Here is a 15814-nt window from a genome sequence, read left to right as displayed (position 1 = left end):
CTATGACAGAACCACTGCCCCACACCTTCACCATCCCCGCGAGCGTCCCGACGGTCTCCCTGTTCGGGCCCGCGGACGAGTACCTGCGGGTGATCGAGTCCGAGGTCGACGCCGGCATCCACGCCCGCGGCAACACGATCACCGTGACCGGCACCCCGAGCGAGGCCGCGTTCCTCGAGCGCCTGCTGGACGAGCTGGTCGCCATCGTGCGCACCGGCCAGCCCTTGTCGCGCGAGTCGGTCCAGCGCAGCATCGCCATGCTGCGCACCGAGACCGAGGAGCGTCCGGCCGAGGTCCTGAGCCTGAACATCCTGTCCAACCGCGGACGCACGATCCGGCCCAAGACCCTCAACCAGAAGCGCTACGTCGACGCGATCGACAAGCACACCGTCGTCTTCGGCATCGGTCCGGCCGGCACCGGCAAGACGTACCTGGCCATGGCCAAGGCCGTCCAGGCGCTGCAGAGCAAGGACGTCAACCGGATCATCCTCACGCGTCCGGCCGTCGAGGCCGGCGAGCGCCTGGGCTACCTGCCCGGCACGCTGAGCGAGAAGATCGACCCGTACCTGCGACCGCTGTACGACGCGCTGCACGACATGGTCGACCCCGAGAGCATCCCCAAGCTGCTCACCAACGGCACCATCGAGGTCGCGCCGCTGGCGTACATGCGCGGGCGCACCCTCAACGACGCGTTCATCATCCTGGACGAGGCGCAGAACACCACCCAGGAGCAGATGAAGATGTTCCTGACCCGCCTGGGGTTCAACTCGCGGATGGTCGTCACCGGCGACGTCACGCAGGTCGACCTGCCCGGCGGCAGCCGCAGCGGCCTGCGCGTCGTCCAGGACGTCCTCGGCGACGTCAAGGACGTGCACTTCTCCTACCTCGACTCCCAGGACGTCGTCCGGCACCGCCTGGTCGGCAAGATCGTGGCCGCCTACGACGACTTCGAGGCAGGTGCCGGTGAACGTCGACGTACTCAATGAGTCCGGTGCCGACGCCGACGTCGTCGACCTGACGCGCCTGGCCCGGTTCGTGATGCGCCGCATGCGCCTGCACCCGGGCACGGAGATGACCGTCCGGCTCGTCGAGCCCGACACCATCGCGCTGCTCAACGAGCAGTGGATGGGCAAGAAGGGCCCGACCGACGTCCTGTCGTTCCCCATGGACGAGCTGAGCCCCGGGCGCGAGGACACCCGTCCCGAGGACAACGACGAGGGCTACCTCGGCGACATCGCCCTGTGCCCCCAGGTCGCGGCGCAGCAGGCGCCGGCCGCCGGGCACACCCCGCAGGACGAGATGGAGCTGCTGCTCGTCCACGGCGTGCTGCACCTGCTCGGCTACGACCACGTCGACCCCGAGGAGCACCGCGAGATGTTCGGCGTCCAGGGCCGGCTGCTGCTGGAGTGGCAGCGGGCCGCCGAGGGAGTGGACCCCGAGTGAACGTGCCGCTGCTCGTCGCCGCGGTCGCGCTCGCCGCGTTCGCGGGCCTGCTCGCCAGCGTCGACGCGGCGCTGTCGGCGTTCTCCAAGGCGCGGGCCGAGGAGCTCGACGACGAGGGACGTGGCGGGGCCAAGAACCTGCTGGTGATCCTCGACGACCCGGCACCCTTCATCAACACGATCCTGCTGCTGCGGGTGCTGGCCGAGACCGCCGCGGTGGTCATCGTGGCGCTGCTGGTCGGCGACGCGGTCGACGGGCTCTGGCAGCCGCTGCTCGTGGCCACCGGCATCATGGTGCTGGTCAGCTACGTGCTCATCGGCGTCGGCCCGCGCACCGTCGGACGACAGCACTCCGAGCGCATCGCGCTGGCGGCCGCCGCACCCGTCCGGGGCGTCCGCACGCTGCTCGGACCGCTGCCGCAGCTGCTCATCCTCATCGGCAACGCGCTCACGCCCGGCCGCGGCTTCAGCGAGGGCCCGTTCGCGTCCGAGGTCGAGGTGCGCGAGCTCGTCGACCTGGCGGCGGCCACGAGCGTCATCGAGTCGTCCGAGTCGCGCATGATCCACTCGGTCTTCGAGCTCGGCGACACGCTGGCCCGGGAGGTCATGGTGCCGCGCACGGACGTCGTGTTCATCGAGCGCACCAAGACGCTGCGCCAGGCGATGAGCCTGGCCCTGCGCAGCGGCTACTCGCGCATCCCGGTCGTCGACGACAGCCTCGACGACGTGGTGGGCATGGCGTACCTCAAGGACATCACCAAGCGCACGTTCGACAACCGCGACGCCGAGAGCACCGAAAGGGTCGACTCCGTGGCGCGTGAGTGCCTGTTCGTCCCCGACACCCAGCACGCCGACGAGCTGCTCAAGGAGATGCAGCTCAAGCGCACCCACGTGGCGATCGTGGTCGACGAGTACGGCGGCACCGCCGGCATGGTGACGATCGAGGACATCCTCGAGGAGATCGTCGGCGACATCACTGACGAGTACGACGTCGAGCCCGACGCCGTCGAGCACCTGGCCGACGGCTCGGTGCGGGTCAGCGCCCGCTACGAGGTCGACGACCTCGACGAGCTGTTCGAGGTCGAGATCGACGACGAGGACGTCGACTCGGTCGGTGGACTCATGGCCAAGCACCTGGGCAAGGTGCCGATCCCGGGCAGCGCGGTCGTCATCGACGGCCTCCGGTTCGTGGCCGAGGCACCCTCCGGACGCCGCAACCGCATCGGTCGCGTGCTCATCAGCAGGGCCGAGCCGGTCGAGCCGGACGAGGACTCGGTAGCGTTGGACCATGGAACTCGCCCCTGAGGACGCCAAGCTCGTCACGCTGGCCAAGGCCGCTCGTGCCCGCACCAGCACCATCGAGGGGGCCGCGGTGCGCGACCAGGACGGCCGCACCTACGTGGCGGTGAACGTCGACCTGCCCTCGCTGCAGCTCGACGCCCTGCCGCTCGCGGTCGCCATGGCCGCCTCGTCCGGCGCGAAGAGGCTCGAGGCCGCCGCGGTCGTGCGCGACTACGAGCCCGACGAGCCGGTCGACACCGACGTGGTCGCCGACCTCGGCGGCGAGGGCGTCCCGGTCTACGTGGCCGACGCCTCCGGCAGCCTCGTCGCGGAGCTGGCCTCGTGACCGGCTTCCGCTCGGGCTTCGCCTGCTTCGTCGGACGTCCCAACGCGGGCAAGTCCACGCTGACCAACGCGCTGGTGGGCGAGAAGATCGCCATCACGTCCTCGCGCCCGCAGACCACGCGCCACGTCATCCGCGGGCTGGTGCACCGCGAGGACGCTCAGCTCGTGCTCGTCGACACCCCCGGTCTGCACCGTCCGCGCAACGTCCTGGGCGAGCGGCTCAACGACCTCGTGCGCACGACGTGGGCCGAGGTCGACACGATCGCCATGTGCTTCCCGTCCGACCAGCGCGTCGGCCCCGGCGACAAGTACCTGGTCAAGGAGCTCGCCGCGCTCGGCCGCAAGAAGCCGGTGCTCGCGGTGGCGACGAAGACCGACCTCGTCTCGCCGAACCGGCTCGCCGAGCACCTGCAGGCCATCCAGCGCGCCGGCGAGGAGGCCGGCCTGCGCTGGCACGAGATCGTCCCGGTGTCGGCGGTGGCCGGCGAGCAGGTCGAGCTGCTGACCGACCTCCTCGTCGCCACGCTGCCCGAGGGCCCCGCGCTGTACCCCGAGGGCCAGCTCACCGACGAGCCGGAGGAGACGCTGGTCGCGGAGATCATCCGCGAGGCCGCGCTCGAGGGCGTGCGCGACGAGCTGCCGCACTCGCTGGCCGTCGTGGTCGACGAGATGGTGCCGCGTGAGGACCGCCCGGCCGACAAGCCGCTCGTCGACGTCCGGGTGGACGTCTACGTGGAGCGGGACAGCCAGAAGGGCATCATCATCGGCCACAAGGGCACCCGGCTCCGCGAGATCGGCGCCAGCTCGCGCGGCCAGATCGAGAAGCTGCTCGGCACCCCGGTCTTCCTCGACCTGCACGTCAAGGTCGCCAAGGAGTGGCAGCGCGACCCCAAGCAGCTCCGCAAGCTCGGCTTCTGAGGGTCTGTCGCTCCTCGGCCCTCGGTTTACCTGGTCTGCGTGGTAGACCGACGTCCGCCAGGTTTCCCGACGTCCGCCAGGGAAGCTTTCCTGGCCTTCGTCGGTCTACCTAGTCTACGTGGTAAACCGACAACCGGACCCCACCCAACGCGGGACGCCCCGGGCTCACCGACCACGGCACGTCTAGGACGTGCGGGCGAGCAGGTCGTCCAGGTGCGAGCGGAAGTTCGGGCATCGGGTGATGTCGTGCGCCTCGCAGTGCAGGGCGTGCAGGGTCATCTCGCGCGAGAGCGCCATCTCGGCCATGCGCCGGTCCAGCTCGGCGACGTGCTCCTCGAGCACGACGTGCCGGTCGCGCGCCTCCTGGTCGAGCAGCACCGCGATCTGCTCCAGGCTCATGCCGGCCGCCTTGCTGCGCACGATCACCGCGACCCGGACGACGTCGTCGTCGCCGTAGACGCGCCGGCCTCCGGCGTCACGGGCCGGGCGCAGCAGGCCGACGTCCTCCCAGTGGCGCAGGACGTGCGTGGCGAGGGCGAAGCGGGCGGCGAGGTCGCCGATCGAGAGAGTTGACTTCATGTCGACGTGAACATACACGCTCTTCCTGACAACGATTCTCAGGAAGGACCTCCCATGCGCGACGTCATCATCCTCGGCGGCGGACCCGCGGGCCTGCAGGCCGCGCTCACCCTCGGTCGGCTGCACCGCTCGGTGCTGCTGCTGGACGCCGGCCGGTACCGCAACGACCCGGCCGACCACATGCACAACTTCCTCGCCCAGGACGGCACCCCGCCGGCCGAGCTGCGCCACGCGGCTCGCGCCGACCTCGAGGCCTACGACACCGTCGAGGTGCGCGACGCCTCCGCCGACCAGGTGTCGGGCAGCACGGACGACTTCTCCGTGCGGCTCGCCGACGGCTCGGTCGAGCAGGCCCGCCGGATCGTGCTGGCCACCGGCCTGCGCGACGAGGTGCCGGACGTGCCCGGGCTGGCCGAGCTGTGGCACGAGGGCGACCTCGTGGCCCACTGCCCGTTCTGCCACGGGCACGAGATGGCCGGACGCGTCGTGGGCGTCCTCGGCGCCGAGCGAGCCGGCCACCTGGTCGCGATGATGGGCCCGGTCGCCGCGTCCCTGGTCGTGCTGGACGACGACGAGCCGGTCGACCCGGCGGTGGCCGCCTCGCTCGCCGAGCGTGGGGCGTCCCTCGTCGCCGGCAAGGTCGACCGGGTCGAGCGTTCCGCTGACGGCCTCGTCGCCGTCGTCGAGGGCGAGCCGGTGGCGCTCGGCGGCCTGTTCGTCGGCCCGACCAGCACCCAGGCCGCGCCGTTCGCCGCGCAGCTCGGCCTGACCACCCTGCCCTCCGGCGGCGTCGAGGTCGACCCGATGGGACGCACCAGCGCGGAGGGGGTCTTCGCCGCGGGCGACATGGCCCACGAGGCGACCCTGCCCATGGCGATGGCCGCCGTGCTCGTCGCCGCGGCGTCCGGGCTCAAGGCCGGCGCGGCCTGCGTCCAGAGCCTGCTCTGACCGGTGGCGGTGGTCCTGCGTCCACCCGGGACCGTCCGGTGGACGCAGGCTCACCGCCGGTCGGCTCCGGTGGACGCTGTCGCACCGCTCCGCGACGATGGGCGCCATGGATCCGGTGGACGCGCTCAAGGAAGTCGGCTTCTGGCTCGAGCGGGAGCGGGCCAAGACCTACCGGGTCGAGGCGTTCCGCAAGGCCGCCGCCGCGCTGGACGACCTCGGGCCCGACCAGGTCGTCGAGCGCGCGAGCGCCGGCACGCTGGGGAAGGTGAAGGGCCTGGGGCCGAAGACGCTCGCCGTCGTGGAGCAGGCGCTCGCCGGGGAGGTTCCCGACTACCTCGCCGACCTGCGGGAGCGAGGCGACGGGCCCCTGGCCGAGGGCGGGGCCGAGCTGCGGGCGCTGCTGCGCGGCGACCTGCACAGCCACTCGGACTGGTCCGACGGCGGGTCGCCGATCGCCGAGATGGCCCGCGTGGCCCGTGAGCGCGGTCGCGAGTACCAGGCGCTCACCGATCACTCGCCGCGGCTGACCGTCGCCAACGGGCTGAGCGCCGAACGGCTGGCGGAGCAGCTGGACGTGGTGGCCGAGCTCAACGACGGCTGGGACGACTTCACGCTGCTCACGGGCATCGAGGTCGACATCCTCGACGACGGCTCCCTCGACCAGACCCCGGCGATGCTCGACCGGCTCGACGTCGTCGTCGCCAGCGTCCACTCCAAGCTGCGCATGGACCACGACGCCATGACCCGGCGCATGGTGGGGGCCATCGCCAATCCGCGCACGAACGTCCTGGGCCACTGCACCGGCCGTCTTGTCGAGGGCAGTCGCGGCACCCGTCCGCAGTCGGCCTTCGACGCCGAGATCGTCTTCGAGGCGTGCGCGCAGCTCGACGTCGCGGTCGAGATCAACAGCCGTCCCGAGCGCCAGGACCCGCCCGACGACCTCATCGAGCTCGCGGTCGAGGCCGGCTGCCTGTTCTCGATCGACACCGACGCCCACGCGCCGGGTCAGCTGGACTTCCTCGACTACGGCGCCGAGCGCGCCGCCGCGCACGGCATCCCCGCCGAGCGCATCGTCACCACGTGGCCGAAGGACGAGCTGCTCGCCTGGACCCGGCGCAAGAAGGGCTAGCCGGCCACGAGCGCGGCCACCGTGCCGCCGAGCTCGTAGGCCCGCTCGCGGTGGTCGTCGTCCAGCTCGCCGAGCATGGTGAGCGGCTCCGCGGCCAGCCGCCAGCCCAGGCCGGTGGTGATCGCGACCATCGCCCGCTCCGCCCCGGACGTGTCGGTGCTGCCGTGGATGGCGTACCCGAAGGGACGTCCGGCGGTGGGCTCGCGCGCGGCGTCGTAGGTGGTGTCGAAGAAGTGCTTCAGGGCACCGGAGAGGTAGCCGAAGTTCGCCGGCGTCAGCAGCACGTAGCCGTCGGCGGCGAGGACGTCGTCGGCCGTCGCCTCGAGCGCCGGGCGCTCCACGACCTCGACACCCTCGATCGCGTCGTCGCCGGCACCGGCCAGCACCGCGTCGGTCAGCTCGCGCACGCGCGGCGTGGGGGAGTGGTGGACGACGAGCAGGCGGGCCATGGGGCCCACGCTAGCCCGCTCGTTCGCCGCGAGCGGGTTGTCACCGTGTGGTTAGGATTCGGCATGGCGGTGACGGAGCGCATCCTGGCCAACGTGTCCAGCGTGGTCGACGGCAAGCCCGAGGCGGTGGAGACCGCGCTGGTGGTGCTGGTCGCCGAGGGGCACCTGCTGCTCGAGGACGTGCCCGGCGTCGGCAAGACCGTCCTGGCCAAGTCGCTCGCCCGCTCGATCGGCTGCTCGGTGCGCCGCATCCAGTTCACGCCCGACCTCGTGCCCTCCGACGTCACCGGCGTCTCGGCCTTCAACCAGAGCGCGGGCGAGTTCGAGTTCAAGCCCGGCGCCGTGTTCACCAACATCCTCATCGGCGACGAGATCAACCGCGCCTCGCCCAAGACGCAGTCGGCGCTGCTCGAGGCGATGGAGGAGCGCCAGGTGACGGTCGACGGCACCACCCACCAGCTGGGCAGCCCGTTCTTCGTCGTCGCCACGCAGAACCCGGTCGACATGGAGGGCACCTACTCGCTGCCCGAGGCCCAGCGCGACCGGTTCATGGCGCAGATCTCGCTCGGCTACCCCGACGTCGACGCCGAGCTCGCGATGCTGCGCGACCGCGACGCGGCCAACCCGCTCGACGCGCTCGTCCCGGTCGCCACGGTCGAGGACGTCCACCGCATGATCGCCGAGGCCCGCGGGGTCTACCTGTCCGAGCCGGTGGAGCGCTACGTCGTCGACCTGGTGCGCGGCACCCGCGAGGACGCCGACCTGCGGCTCGGCGCCAGCCCGCGCGCCACCCTGCAGCTCGCCCGCGCGGCCAAGGCTCGGGCGTACGTCCAGGGCCGCGACTTCGTGCTGCCCGACGACGTCGACGCGCTCGCCGTGCCGGTGCTCGCCCACCGGCTGCAGGTGCGCCGCGGCGGGGCGACCGCCACCGAGGTCGTCGACCGCCTGGTCGCCGCCACGCCCGTCCCGTCCGGGGCCCGGCGGACCTCGTGATCCGGCAGCGGGTCCGTCGCCTGCGCGACGTGCTCGGCACCTACCGGCTGACCCGCCGCGGGCTCGGCTTCCTGGCCGCGGGGCTCGCCCTGCCCGTCGTGGGCGCCCGCGCCGACGTCGGTCCCTTCGTCCACGTGGGCGTCCTGCTCGTGGCGCTCGTCGTCTGCGCCGCCGTGCACGTCGCGGCCGGCCACGCCCGGGTCGCCGTGACCCGCTCGTTCCGTCCCGAGGTCGCCGACCCGGGCGAGCCGGTCGTGGTCACCCTGGCCGTGCGCAGCACCGCCGTCCTGCCCAGCCTCCACGTGCGCTGGACCGACCGGGTCGGCTCGTCGCTCGTGGCCGACGTGCACGGCGTCCTGGACGCGCTGGGCGGCTCGTCCCGTCAGGTGCAGGTCCGGTACGCGCTGCGCGGCACGCGGCGCGGTCGTCACGCCGTCGGTCCGCTCGCGCTCGAGGCGGGCGACCCGTTCGGCCTGGTCACCCGCCACCGCAGCACCACCCACGTCGACCACGTCGTCGTCCTGCCCCGGCGCCACGCGCTCGGCGACGACGACCGGGCCGGACGCGCCGAGAGCGGCGCCACGATGCCCGCCCCGCAGCACGTCGGCGTGGGGGAGGACGACGTCATCGCCCGGCCGTACGTGCCCGGCGACGAGGTGCGCCGGCTGCACTGGAAGGCCACCGCGCACCGCGGCCAGCTCATGGTGCGCCAGGAGGAGCAGCGCGTGAACCCGTCCGTCCTGGTCGTCCTGGACGCCTCGGCCTCCGCCCACGACGCCCAGCGCGACCGGCAGGGCTCCTGGGAGCACTCGCCCACGCTGGAGTGGGCGATCTCGGCGTGCGCGTCCCTGGTGGAGCACCTGGCCGGCAGCGGCTACGTCGTCCACGTCGAGAGCCCCGGCACGCCGGTGCAGCGGGTCGTCGGCGAGGGCCAGGACACCGTCCGCGACGTCCTCGTCGACCTGGCCCTGCTCGAGCCCGCCGACGACACCGCCCCGCTCACCGGCGCCGCCGGCGACGTCCCGGTCGTCGCGGTGCTCGGCCGGGTCGACGAGCGGTCGGCCCGCACCTGGGCCCGCCTGGCCGGACGCCGCTCGGTCGCGCTCGTCGCCCACGGGTCGCCGGCGGCGGCGGTCGGCGTCCTGCACGACCGGGGCTGGCGCTGCGTGCCGTACCGGTCCTCGGACGACCTGCGCACCCTGTGGCACGAGCACGTGGAGGCCGCCGGTGCTGCGCGCTGAGCGTCCGGCGCCGCGGTCGGCGTCCATCACCCCCTGGCTGCAGACCGCCCTGCTGCTCGTCGCCATCGCGGCCCTGCTCAGCGGCTTCCGCATGGTCGTCGAGGGCTGGGCCTGGTGGTGGACCTCGGTCTGCGTCGTCGCCGCCAGCCTGCTGGGGTCCGCGGTCGGCCGGGCCGTGCGCCTGCCGGGGATGGTCGTCGGCCTGGTCGTCTGGTTCGTCGTCCTGGTGGCGGTGTTCGCGCCGTCGACGACGCTGGCCGGCTTCGTGCCGACGCCCTCGAGCATCCCCGAGCTGCTGGACGTCGGGCGCCGGGCCGGACGCGTGGTCGTCGAGGAGGTGGCGCCGGTCGACCCGGTCGCCCCGATCTCGTTCGTCCTCGCCGCGGCCTTCGGGCTGCTCGCCGTCGTGCTGGACACCCTGCTGGTCTCGCTCACGTCCGCGGTGGGCGTCGGGGTCGTCATGGTCGCCATGTACGTCTGCCCGGCGCTCATCGTCGGCGACGAGCCGTCCATGACGATCTTCGTGCTCGTGGCCGTCGTCTGGCTGCTGCTCCTGCGGCTGGAGGACGTCGCCTCGGCCCGCGGGGCGCCGCTCGGCGTCCACCGTGTGCCGGCGACGGTCATCGGTGTGGGCGCGGTCGTGCTCAGCGTCGTGGTGCCCACCGCCCTGCCGCGCGTGGTCACCCTCGCGTCCGACTGGGGCGGGGCGCCGCCGGAGGTGTTCTCGCGCGGCATCAACCCGATGGTCGAGCTCGGCTCCAACCTGCGCCGCGGCGACACGGTGACCTCGCTGGAGTACTCCACGACGTCCGAGGACCCGCAGTACCTGCGCGTCGCGACGCTGCGCGAGTTCGACGGCTCGACCTGGGCGCCGTCGCGCCGGTCCGCGCGGTTCGGCGCCGTCGAGCTGCCGCGCGACGCCGACCCCGACGACGAGCCGGTGCGCACGTCCATCCGCATCCAGGAGCTCGACTCGTCCCGGCTGCCGCTCACGTACCCGGTCGAGACCGTCGAGGGCCTGGAGGGCAGCTGGAGCCTGGACGAGCAAGGACTCACGATGTCGTCGGCCAGCTCGACCACCGACGGCCAGACGTACACGGTGGAGTCGCGGCCGTCCACGCCCACCGAGGACGAGGTCCGCGACGCGGGCGACCCGTCGGGTCTGGGCGTGCGCCCCTACCTGAACCTGCCCGACCTGCCCGACGTCATCGAGTCGGAGGCGCGGCGCGTGACGGCCGGCGCCGGCACCGACTACGACAAGGCGCTCGCCCTGCAGTCGTACTTCCGCGACGGGTCGTTCGAGTACTCCGAGACGGCCCCGGTCGAGGAGGGCTACGACGGCAGCGGCGTCGACGTCATCGCCGAGTTCCTCGAGGCCAGGTCCGGCTACTGCGTCCACTTCGCCTCGTCGATGGCCGTGATGGCGCGCGACCTCGGCATCCCCTCGCGCGTGGTCGTCGGGTTCGCGCCGGGCGAGCGCATCGGCACGGACGACGACGACCGGGCGGTGTTCCGCAACACGTCCGACACGCTGCACGCCTGGCCCGAGCTGTACTTCGAGGACGTCGGCTGGATCGGCTTCGACCCCACGCCGGGCATCGGCTCGGCCACCGACCTGGCCGAGGACCAGGAGGCGGGGGAGACGACGGAGGACTCGGCGACGCCGGAGCCCACCACGCCCACCGAGACGCCGCAGGCCCGCCCCGACGAGGCCGACCAGTCGCCCCAGGCCCAGCGGCAGGACGAGCCGCAGACGTCGTTCGGCCCGCTGCTCGGCGCGTTGGTCGCGCTGCTCGTCGTCCTCGGGGTCCCCGCCGCCGTGCGCGAGGTGCGCCGCCGGTTGCGCCTGCGCGCCGCCGAGCACGCGGTCGCACCCGCCTGGGAGGAGCTGCTCGACACCGCGTACGACCTCGGCCTGCCGGCCCCGCCCGGAGCCACGCCGCGGGAGGAGGCGGCGACCCTCGCCGCCGCGCCGGGCAGCGACGCGGACGCGGTCGACCGGCTGCTGCGCGCCTACGAGCGCGAGCGGTTCGGGCCGCCCACGCAGGAGGCGGGTCCCGACGCCCGCGCCGACCTCGAGACCGCCCTCGCCGGCCTGCGCGCCGGCGCCGGGCGCGCGGGCCGCTGGCGGGCCGCCCTGCTCCCGCGCTCGCTGACCGGACGGCGAGACACCGCACCTCGGGTGTCCGACGACGACCGGCCCGGTGCGAGACTGGACGCATGACTTCGGGGGACGTCATCCGACCAGGCGTGCTGATCGGCGGCCGTGAGCGCCGCCGCATCGAGATCGTCGACTACGACCACCACTGGCCCGTGCGCTTCCGCGAGCACGCCGAGCGCATCCAGCGCGCCCTCGGACCTCGCGCCCGCCGCGTCGACCACATCGGCTCGACGAGCGTCCCCGGCCTCGCCGCCAAGCCGGTCGTGGACGTGCTGGTGCAGGTGCGCGACCCCGAGGACGAGTTCGCGTACGTCCCGCCGCTGCTGCGCGCGGGCTACGAGATGCGGGTCCGCGAGGAGGGCCACCGGATGCTGCGCACGCCCGAGCGCGACGTCCACCTCCACGTCTGCGAGGCCGGCAGCGACTGGGCCTACCGCCACCTCGTCTTCCGCGACTGGCTGCGGCTGGACGCCACCGACCGGCGGGCGTACGAGCAGCTCAAGCGCGACCTGGCGCAGCGTGAGTGGGCCGACATGAACGACTACGCGCAGGCCAAGACGGCGTTCGTCGCCGAGGCGACCTCGCGGGCCGAGGCCTGGGCGCTCGCCACCTTCTAGCTGCGCCCCGGCTCGCCCACGGTGGGCGCCGTGCACCTGGAGAACCTCGTCGTGGACGCCGCCGATCCCGCCCGGCTGGGCCGGTTCTGGGAGGCCGCGCTCGGCGGCGAGCGCCTGACCGACGGGGCCGACGGCTTCGAGACGCGGGTCGCCGTGCCCGGCGGCCCGGTGCTCGACGTCTGCTTCCAGCCCGTCGCCGGTACCCCGACGCCGTCGCCACGGCTGCACCTGGACCTGCGCGGGGGCCTCGAGCAGGAGGCGGTGGTCGAGCGCCTGCTCGCGCTCGGCGCACGGCACCTGGACGTCGGCCAGGGCGACGTGCCCTGGATCGTGCTGGCCGACCCCGAGGGCAACCCGTTCTGCGTCCTGGAGGAGCGGGCCGTGGACGCCGTGAGCGGGCCGGTGTCCGCGCTGCCGCTGGACTCGGCCGACCCCGACCGCGACGCCGCGTTCTGGGGATGGCTGACCGGCTGGGCCGACGTCCCGGGCCTCGCGCCGCGGACGCTGCAGCACCCGTCGGGCCTCGGGCCCCTGCTCGAGCTGTGCCCCGAGCGCGGGCCGAAGGGGCCGGCCAAGAACCGGCTGCACCTGGACGTCCGGCTCGACGCCGACGACGACCCCGACGAGGTCGCCGCCGGCATCGTCGCCCGCGGTGGCCGGGCGCTGGCCCCGCTCGCCGAGGGGCTCCCGTGGCGGCTGTTCGCCGACCCGTCGGGCAACGAGGTGTGCCTGCTGCCGGCTCCCGCCTAGGCGGTCGGGCTCATACGTCCGCGCGCGGCGCCGGCGGGGTGCCGTCGCCGAACGGGGAGCCGCCCAGCTCCTCGCGACCGTGCGGCGTCAGCCACACGAGCGGGTCGGGGCCCTTCGGGACGACCTGCGTCGGGTTGATGTCGGTCTGGACGACGTAGTAGTGCTGCTTGATCTGCTCGAAGTCGGTCTCGTCGCCGAACCCGGGGGTCTGGAACAGGTCGCGCGCGTACGCCCACAGCACCGGCATCTCGGTGAGCTTCTGCCGGTTGCACTTGAAGTGGCCGTGGTAGACCGCGTCGAACCGGGCCAGCGTCGTGAAGAGCCGGACGTCGGCCTCCGTGAGGTGGTCGCCCATCAGGTAGCGACGGGTCGAGAGCCGCTCCTCGAGCCAGTCCAGCGCCGTCCAGAGCCGGTCGTACGCCTCGTCGTACGCCTCCTGGGAGCCGGCGAAGCCGCAGCGGTACACGCCGTTGTTGACCTCGGTGAAGACGCGCTTCATCACGTCCTCCATCTCGTCGCGCGTGGCCTCGGGCCACAGGTCGGGCGCGCCGGGACGGTGGTGCTCGGTCCACTCGAAGAAGAAGTCGTGGGTGATCCACGGGAAGTCGTTGGTGACGACCTCGCCGGAGGCGACCTCGACCAGCGCGGGCACGGTGATGCCCTTGGGGTAGTCGGGGTAGCGGGCCAGGTAGGCGTCCTGCAGCCGCTCGATGCCCAGCACGGGATCGACGCCGCCGGGGTCGAGGTCGAACGTCCAGCTGCGCTTGTCGTGCGTGGGGCCGGGCGTGCCGAGGCTGATGACGTCCTCGAGGCCGAGCAGGCGGCGCACGATGATCGAGCGGTTCGCCCACGGGCAGGCGTACGCGGCGACGAGCCGGTAGCGGCCCGCCTCGACCGGCCAGGGCGGCGCGTCCGCGGGGGAGGGGTGGCCGGTGCCCGCGCGCCCGTCGACCGGCTCGCGCCCGCCGGCGGTGACGCGGTCCGGGATGTAGCTCATGTCGCGGTCGAACTGCGCCCCGGGCTTCACGTAGGAGCCGGACGTCGAGAGGTCGTCGGTCATGCTGCTAGCCTAGGTGGCGATGCGTTACGCGAACCTCCTCCTTCGCTGCCGCGCCGAGGCCCTCTAGGTCGGACTCCTCGGACGCGGGTTCTCGTCATGGCCGGCCGCCTGCCACTCACGTGGCGCCCCCTGACACCCAGCACGAGGAGCTCCCATGAAGAACAACGCCGTGTCTCCCCAGCAGCCGTCGCCGATGCCGTTCGGCCGCTACCACGCCTTCCCGCCGATCGACCTGCCCGACCGCACGTGGCCGGCCAAGCAGATCACCCACGCGCCGCGCTGGCTCTCCACCGACCTGCGTGACGGCAACCAGGCGCTGATCGACCCGATGACCCCGGCCCGCAAGCGGCGCATGTTCGACCTGCTGGTGCGCATGGGCTACAAGGAGATCGAGGTCGGCTTCCCGTCGGCGTCCGAGACCGACTTCGCCTTCGTCCGCTCGCTGATCGAGGAGGACGTCGTCCCCGACGACGTGACCATCTCGGTGCTGACCCAGGCCCGCGAGGACCTGATCGAGCGCACCACCCAGTCGCTGGCCGGGGCCCGCCGCGCGAACATCCACCTGTACAACGCCGTCGCCCCGCTGTTCCGCCGCGTGGTGTTCAACGCCTCGCGCGACGAGGTCAAGGCGATCGCCACGCACGGCACCGAGCTGGTCATGAAGCACGCCGAGCTGAACATGGCCGGCACCGACTTCGGCTACCAGTACAGCCCGGAGATCTTCTCCAGCGCCGAGCTGGAGTTCTCGCTGGAGGTCTGCGAGGCGGTCATGGACGTCTGGCAGCCCGAGTCCGGCCGCGAGATCGTCCTCAACCTGCCGGCCACGGTCGAGTCGGCCACGCCGAACGTCTACGCCGACCAGATCGAGTGGTTCAGCCGGAACGTCTCGCGCCGCGACGACGTGTGCATCTCGGTGCACCCGCACAACGACCGCGGCACCGCCGTCGCCGCGACCGAGCTGGCCGTCATGGCCGGCGCCGACCGCGTCGAGGGCTGCCTGTTCGGCCACGGCGAGCGCACCGGCAACGTCGACCTGGTGACGCTGGGCATGAACCTGTTCAGCCAGGGCATCGACCCGCAGGTCGACTTCGGCGACATCGACGAGGTGCGACGCACGGTCGAGTACTGCACCAACCTGCCCGTCCACCCGCGCCACCCCTACGCCGGCGACCTGGTCTACACCGCGTTCTCCGGCTCGCACCAGGACGCGATCAAGAAGGGCCTGGAGGACCTGGAGCGCCGTGCCGCCGAGCAGGGCGTCGACGTCTCCGAGATCGACTGGGAGGCGCCCTACCTGCCGATCGACCCGCACGACGTCGGCCGCACGTACGAGGCGGTCATCCGGGTCAACAGCCAGTCGGGCAAGGGCGGCGTCGCTTACATCCTCAAGGCCGAGCACCAGCTGGACCTGCCGCGCCGCCTGCAGATCGAGTTCAGCCGCGCCATCCAGACGATGAGCGAGGGCGAGGCTGGCGAGATCGACGCGGGCGAGATCTGGGGCGCGTTCCAGCGCGAGTACCTCGAGCGCGAGGATCCGTACTCGCTGCGCAGCTTCAGCTCGGTGACCCACGAGGACGGCCACGACGAGCAGGTCGTCGACCTGGTCGTGCGCGGCGAGGAGCGCTCGTTCAAGGGCGAGGGCAACGGCCCGGTCGCGGCGTTCGTCGACGGCATGCGCCAGGCGGGCTCGGAGATCCGTGTCCTGGACTACAGCGAGCACGCGCTGTCGGCCGGCGGCGACGCCCTCGCGGCCGCCTACGTCGAGTGCGAGATCGCCGGCGAGGTCGTGTGGGGCGTCGGCATCCACGCCAACATCGTCACCGCGTCGCTGCGCGCCGTCGTGTGCGCCGCCAACCGGGCCGAGGCGGAGACCATCCCGGCGAGCTGACTCCACGGGCGAC

16 protein-coding genes are annotated in these 15814 nt (G+C 72.9%); 13 read left to right on the top strand and 3 right to left on the bottom strand.

The features are described from left to right. Positions 1-2 precede the first annotated feature (2 nt). Genes E0W78_RS14090 through era form a run of 5 tightly spaced genes read left to right on the top strand, consistent with a single transcriptional unit; the run spans position 3 to position 3986 of the window. Positions 3-986 carry a PhoH family protein gene (locus E0W78_RS14090; RefSeq protein ID WP_131404577.1) on the top strand — a complete coding sequence of 328 codons (984 nt, stop codon included), beginning with the start codon at positions 3-5 and terminating at the stop codon, positions 984-986. Next, positions 964-1443: an rRNA maturation RNase YbeY gene (gene ybeY / locus E0W78_RS14085; RefSeq protein ID WP_131404576.1), complete on the top strand. Its 480-nt coding sequence runs from the start codon at positions 964-966 to the stop codon at positions 1441-1443. Before E0W78_RS14090 ends, ybeY begins: the two co-directional genes overlap by 23 nt. Beyond that, on the top strand, positions 1440-2747 hold the full coding sequence (locus E0W78_RS14080; protein ID WP_131404575.1) for a hemolysin family protein: 1308 nt from the start codon (positions 1440-1442) through the stop codon (positions 2745-2747). Before ybeY ends, E0W78_RS14080 begins: the two co-directional genes overlap by 4 nt. Next, on the top strand, positions 2731-3069 hold the full coding sequence (locus E0W78_RS14075) for a cytidine deaminase (protein ID WP_131404574.1): 339 nt from the start codon (positions 2731-2733) through the stop codon (positions 3067-3069). Before E0W78_RS14080 ends, E0W78_RS14075 begins: the two co-directional genes overlap by 17 nt. Continuing rightward, complete coding sequence (gene era, locus E0W78_RS14070; protein ID WP_131404573.1) at positions 3066-3986, top strand: GTPase Era; 921 nt, start codon at positions 3066-3068, stop codon at positions 3984-3986. The genes E0W78_RS14075 and era overlap by 4 nt, the downstream gene beginning before the upstream one ends. A gap of 183 nt (positions 3987-4169) precedes the next feature. On the opposite strand, the gene E0W78_RS14065 is transcribed toward era, so the two are convergent. Continuing rightward, a complete protein-coding gene (locus tag E0W78_RS14065; RefSeq protein ID WP_242686362.1) occupies positions 4170-4583 on the bottom strand; it encodes a MerR family transcriptional regulator in 414 nt (137 codons plus the stop codon). 36 nt (positions 4584-4619) lie between these two features. On the opposite strand from E0W78_RS14065, the gene E0W78_RS14060 reads away from it, so the two are divergent. Both E0W78_RS14060 and E0W78_RS14055 read left to right on the top strand, forming a co-directional pair. Beyond that, a complete protein-coding gene (locus E0W78_RS14060) occupies positions 4620-5513 on the top strand; it encodes an NAD(P)/FAD-dependent oxidoreductase (protein ID WP_131404572.1) in 894 nt (297 codons plus the stop codon). 106 nt (positions 5514-5619) lie between these two features. Next, the gene (locus tag E0W78_RS14055) at positions 5620-6642 is read left to right on the top strand and encodes a PHP domain-containing protein (RefSeq protein WP_131404571.1); all 1023 of its coding nucleotides are present in this window, start codon (positions 5620-5622) and stop codon (positions 6640-6642) included. On the opposite strand, the gene E0W78_RS14050 is transcribed toward E0W78_RS14055, so the two are convergent. Further along, on the bottom strand, positions 6639-7091 hold the full coding sequence (locus tag E0W78_RS14050; protein ID WP_131404570.1) for an NAD(P)H-dependent oxidoreductase: 453 nt from the start codon (positions 7089-7091) through the stop codon (positions 6639-6641). The genes E0W78_RS14055 and E0W78_RS14050 overlap by 4 nt on opposite strands. A gap of 63 nt (positions 7092-7154) precedes the next feature. Between E0W78_RS14050 and E0W78_RS14045 the strand changes: the two genes are divergently transcribed. From E0W78_RS14045 to E0W78_RS14025, 5 genes are read left to right on the top strand one after another with little or no spacing between them, the layout of a single operon-like run. Next, positions 7155-8084 (top strand): MoxR family ATPase, encoded by a 930-nt coding sequence (locus E0W78_RS14045; protein ID WP_131404569.1) that lies wholly within the window; start codon positions 7155-7157, stop codon positions 8082-8084. Next, positions 8081-9325, top strand: a complete 1245-nt coding sequence (locus E0W78_RS14040; RefSeq protein WP_131404568.1) for a DUF58 domain-containing protein — start codon at positions 8081-8083, stop codon at positions 9323-9325. Before E0W78_RS14045 ends, E0W78_RS14040 begins: the two co-directional genes overlap by 4 nt. Further along, positions 9312-11549 carry a DUF3488 and transglutaminase-like domain-containing protein gene (locus E0W78_RS14035; RefSeq protein WP_131404567.1) on the top strand — a complete coding sequence of 746 codons (2238 nt, stop codon included), beginning with the start codon at positions 9312-9314 and terminating at the stop codon, positions 11547-11549. Before E0W78_RS14040 ends, E0W78_RS14035 begins: the two co-directional genes overlap by 14 nt. Further along, positions 11546-12103, top strand: coding sequence for a GrpB family protein (locus tag E0W78_RS14030; RefSeq protein WP_131404566.1), 558 nt, complete (start codon positions 11546-11548; stop codon positions 12101-12103). The genes E0W78_RS14035 and E0W78_RS14030 overlap by 4 nt, the downstream gene beginning before the upstream one ends. Before the next feature lie 30 nt (positions 12104-12133). Beyond that, positions 12134-12853: a VOC family protein gene (locus E0W78_RS14025; RefSeq protein ID WP_131404565.1), complete on the top strand. Its 720-nt coding sequence runs from the start codon at positions 12134-12136 to the stop codon at positions 12851-12853. A 10-nt stretch (positions 12854-12863) separates the two neighbouring features. Here the strand turns inward: E0W78_RS14025 and E0W78_RS14020 are convergent, their stop codons facing one another. Continuing rightward, positions 12864-13913: a glutathione S-transferase C-terminal domain-containing protein gene (locus tag E0W78_RS14020; protein ID WP_131404564.1), complete on the bottom strand. Its 1050-nt coding sequence runs from the start codon at positions 13911-13913 to the stop codon at positions 12864-12866. Between the two features lie 154 nt (positions 13914-14067). Here E0W78_RS14020 and leuA point away from each other — a divergent pair, with 154 nt between their 5' ends. Further along, a complete protein-coding gene (gene leuA, locus E0W78_RS14015) occupies positions 14068-15801 on the top strand; it encodes a 2-isopropylmalate synthase (protein WP_131404563.1) in 1734 nt (577 codons plus the stop codon). Positions 15802-15814 lie beyond the last annotated feature (13 nt).

It is taken from the genome of Aeromicrobium sp. IC_218, assembly GCF_004336805.1.
Lineage (GTDB): Bacteria > Actinomycetota > Actinomycetes > Propionibacteriales > Nocardioidaceae > Aeromicrobium.
This window is presented reverse-complemented; position numbering and strand designations above follow the sequence as displayed.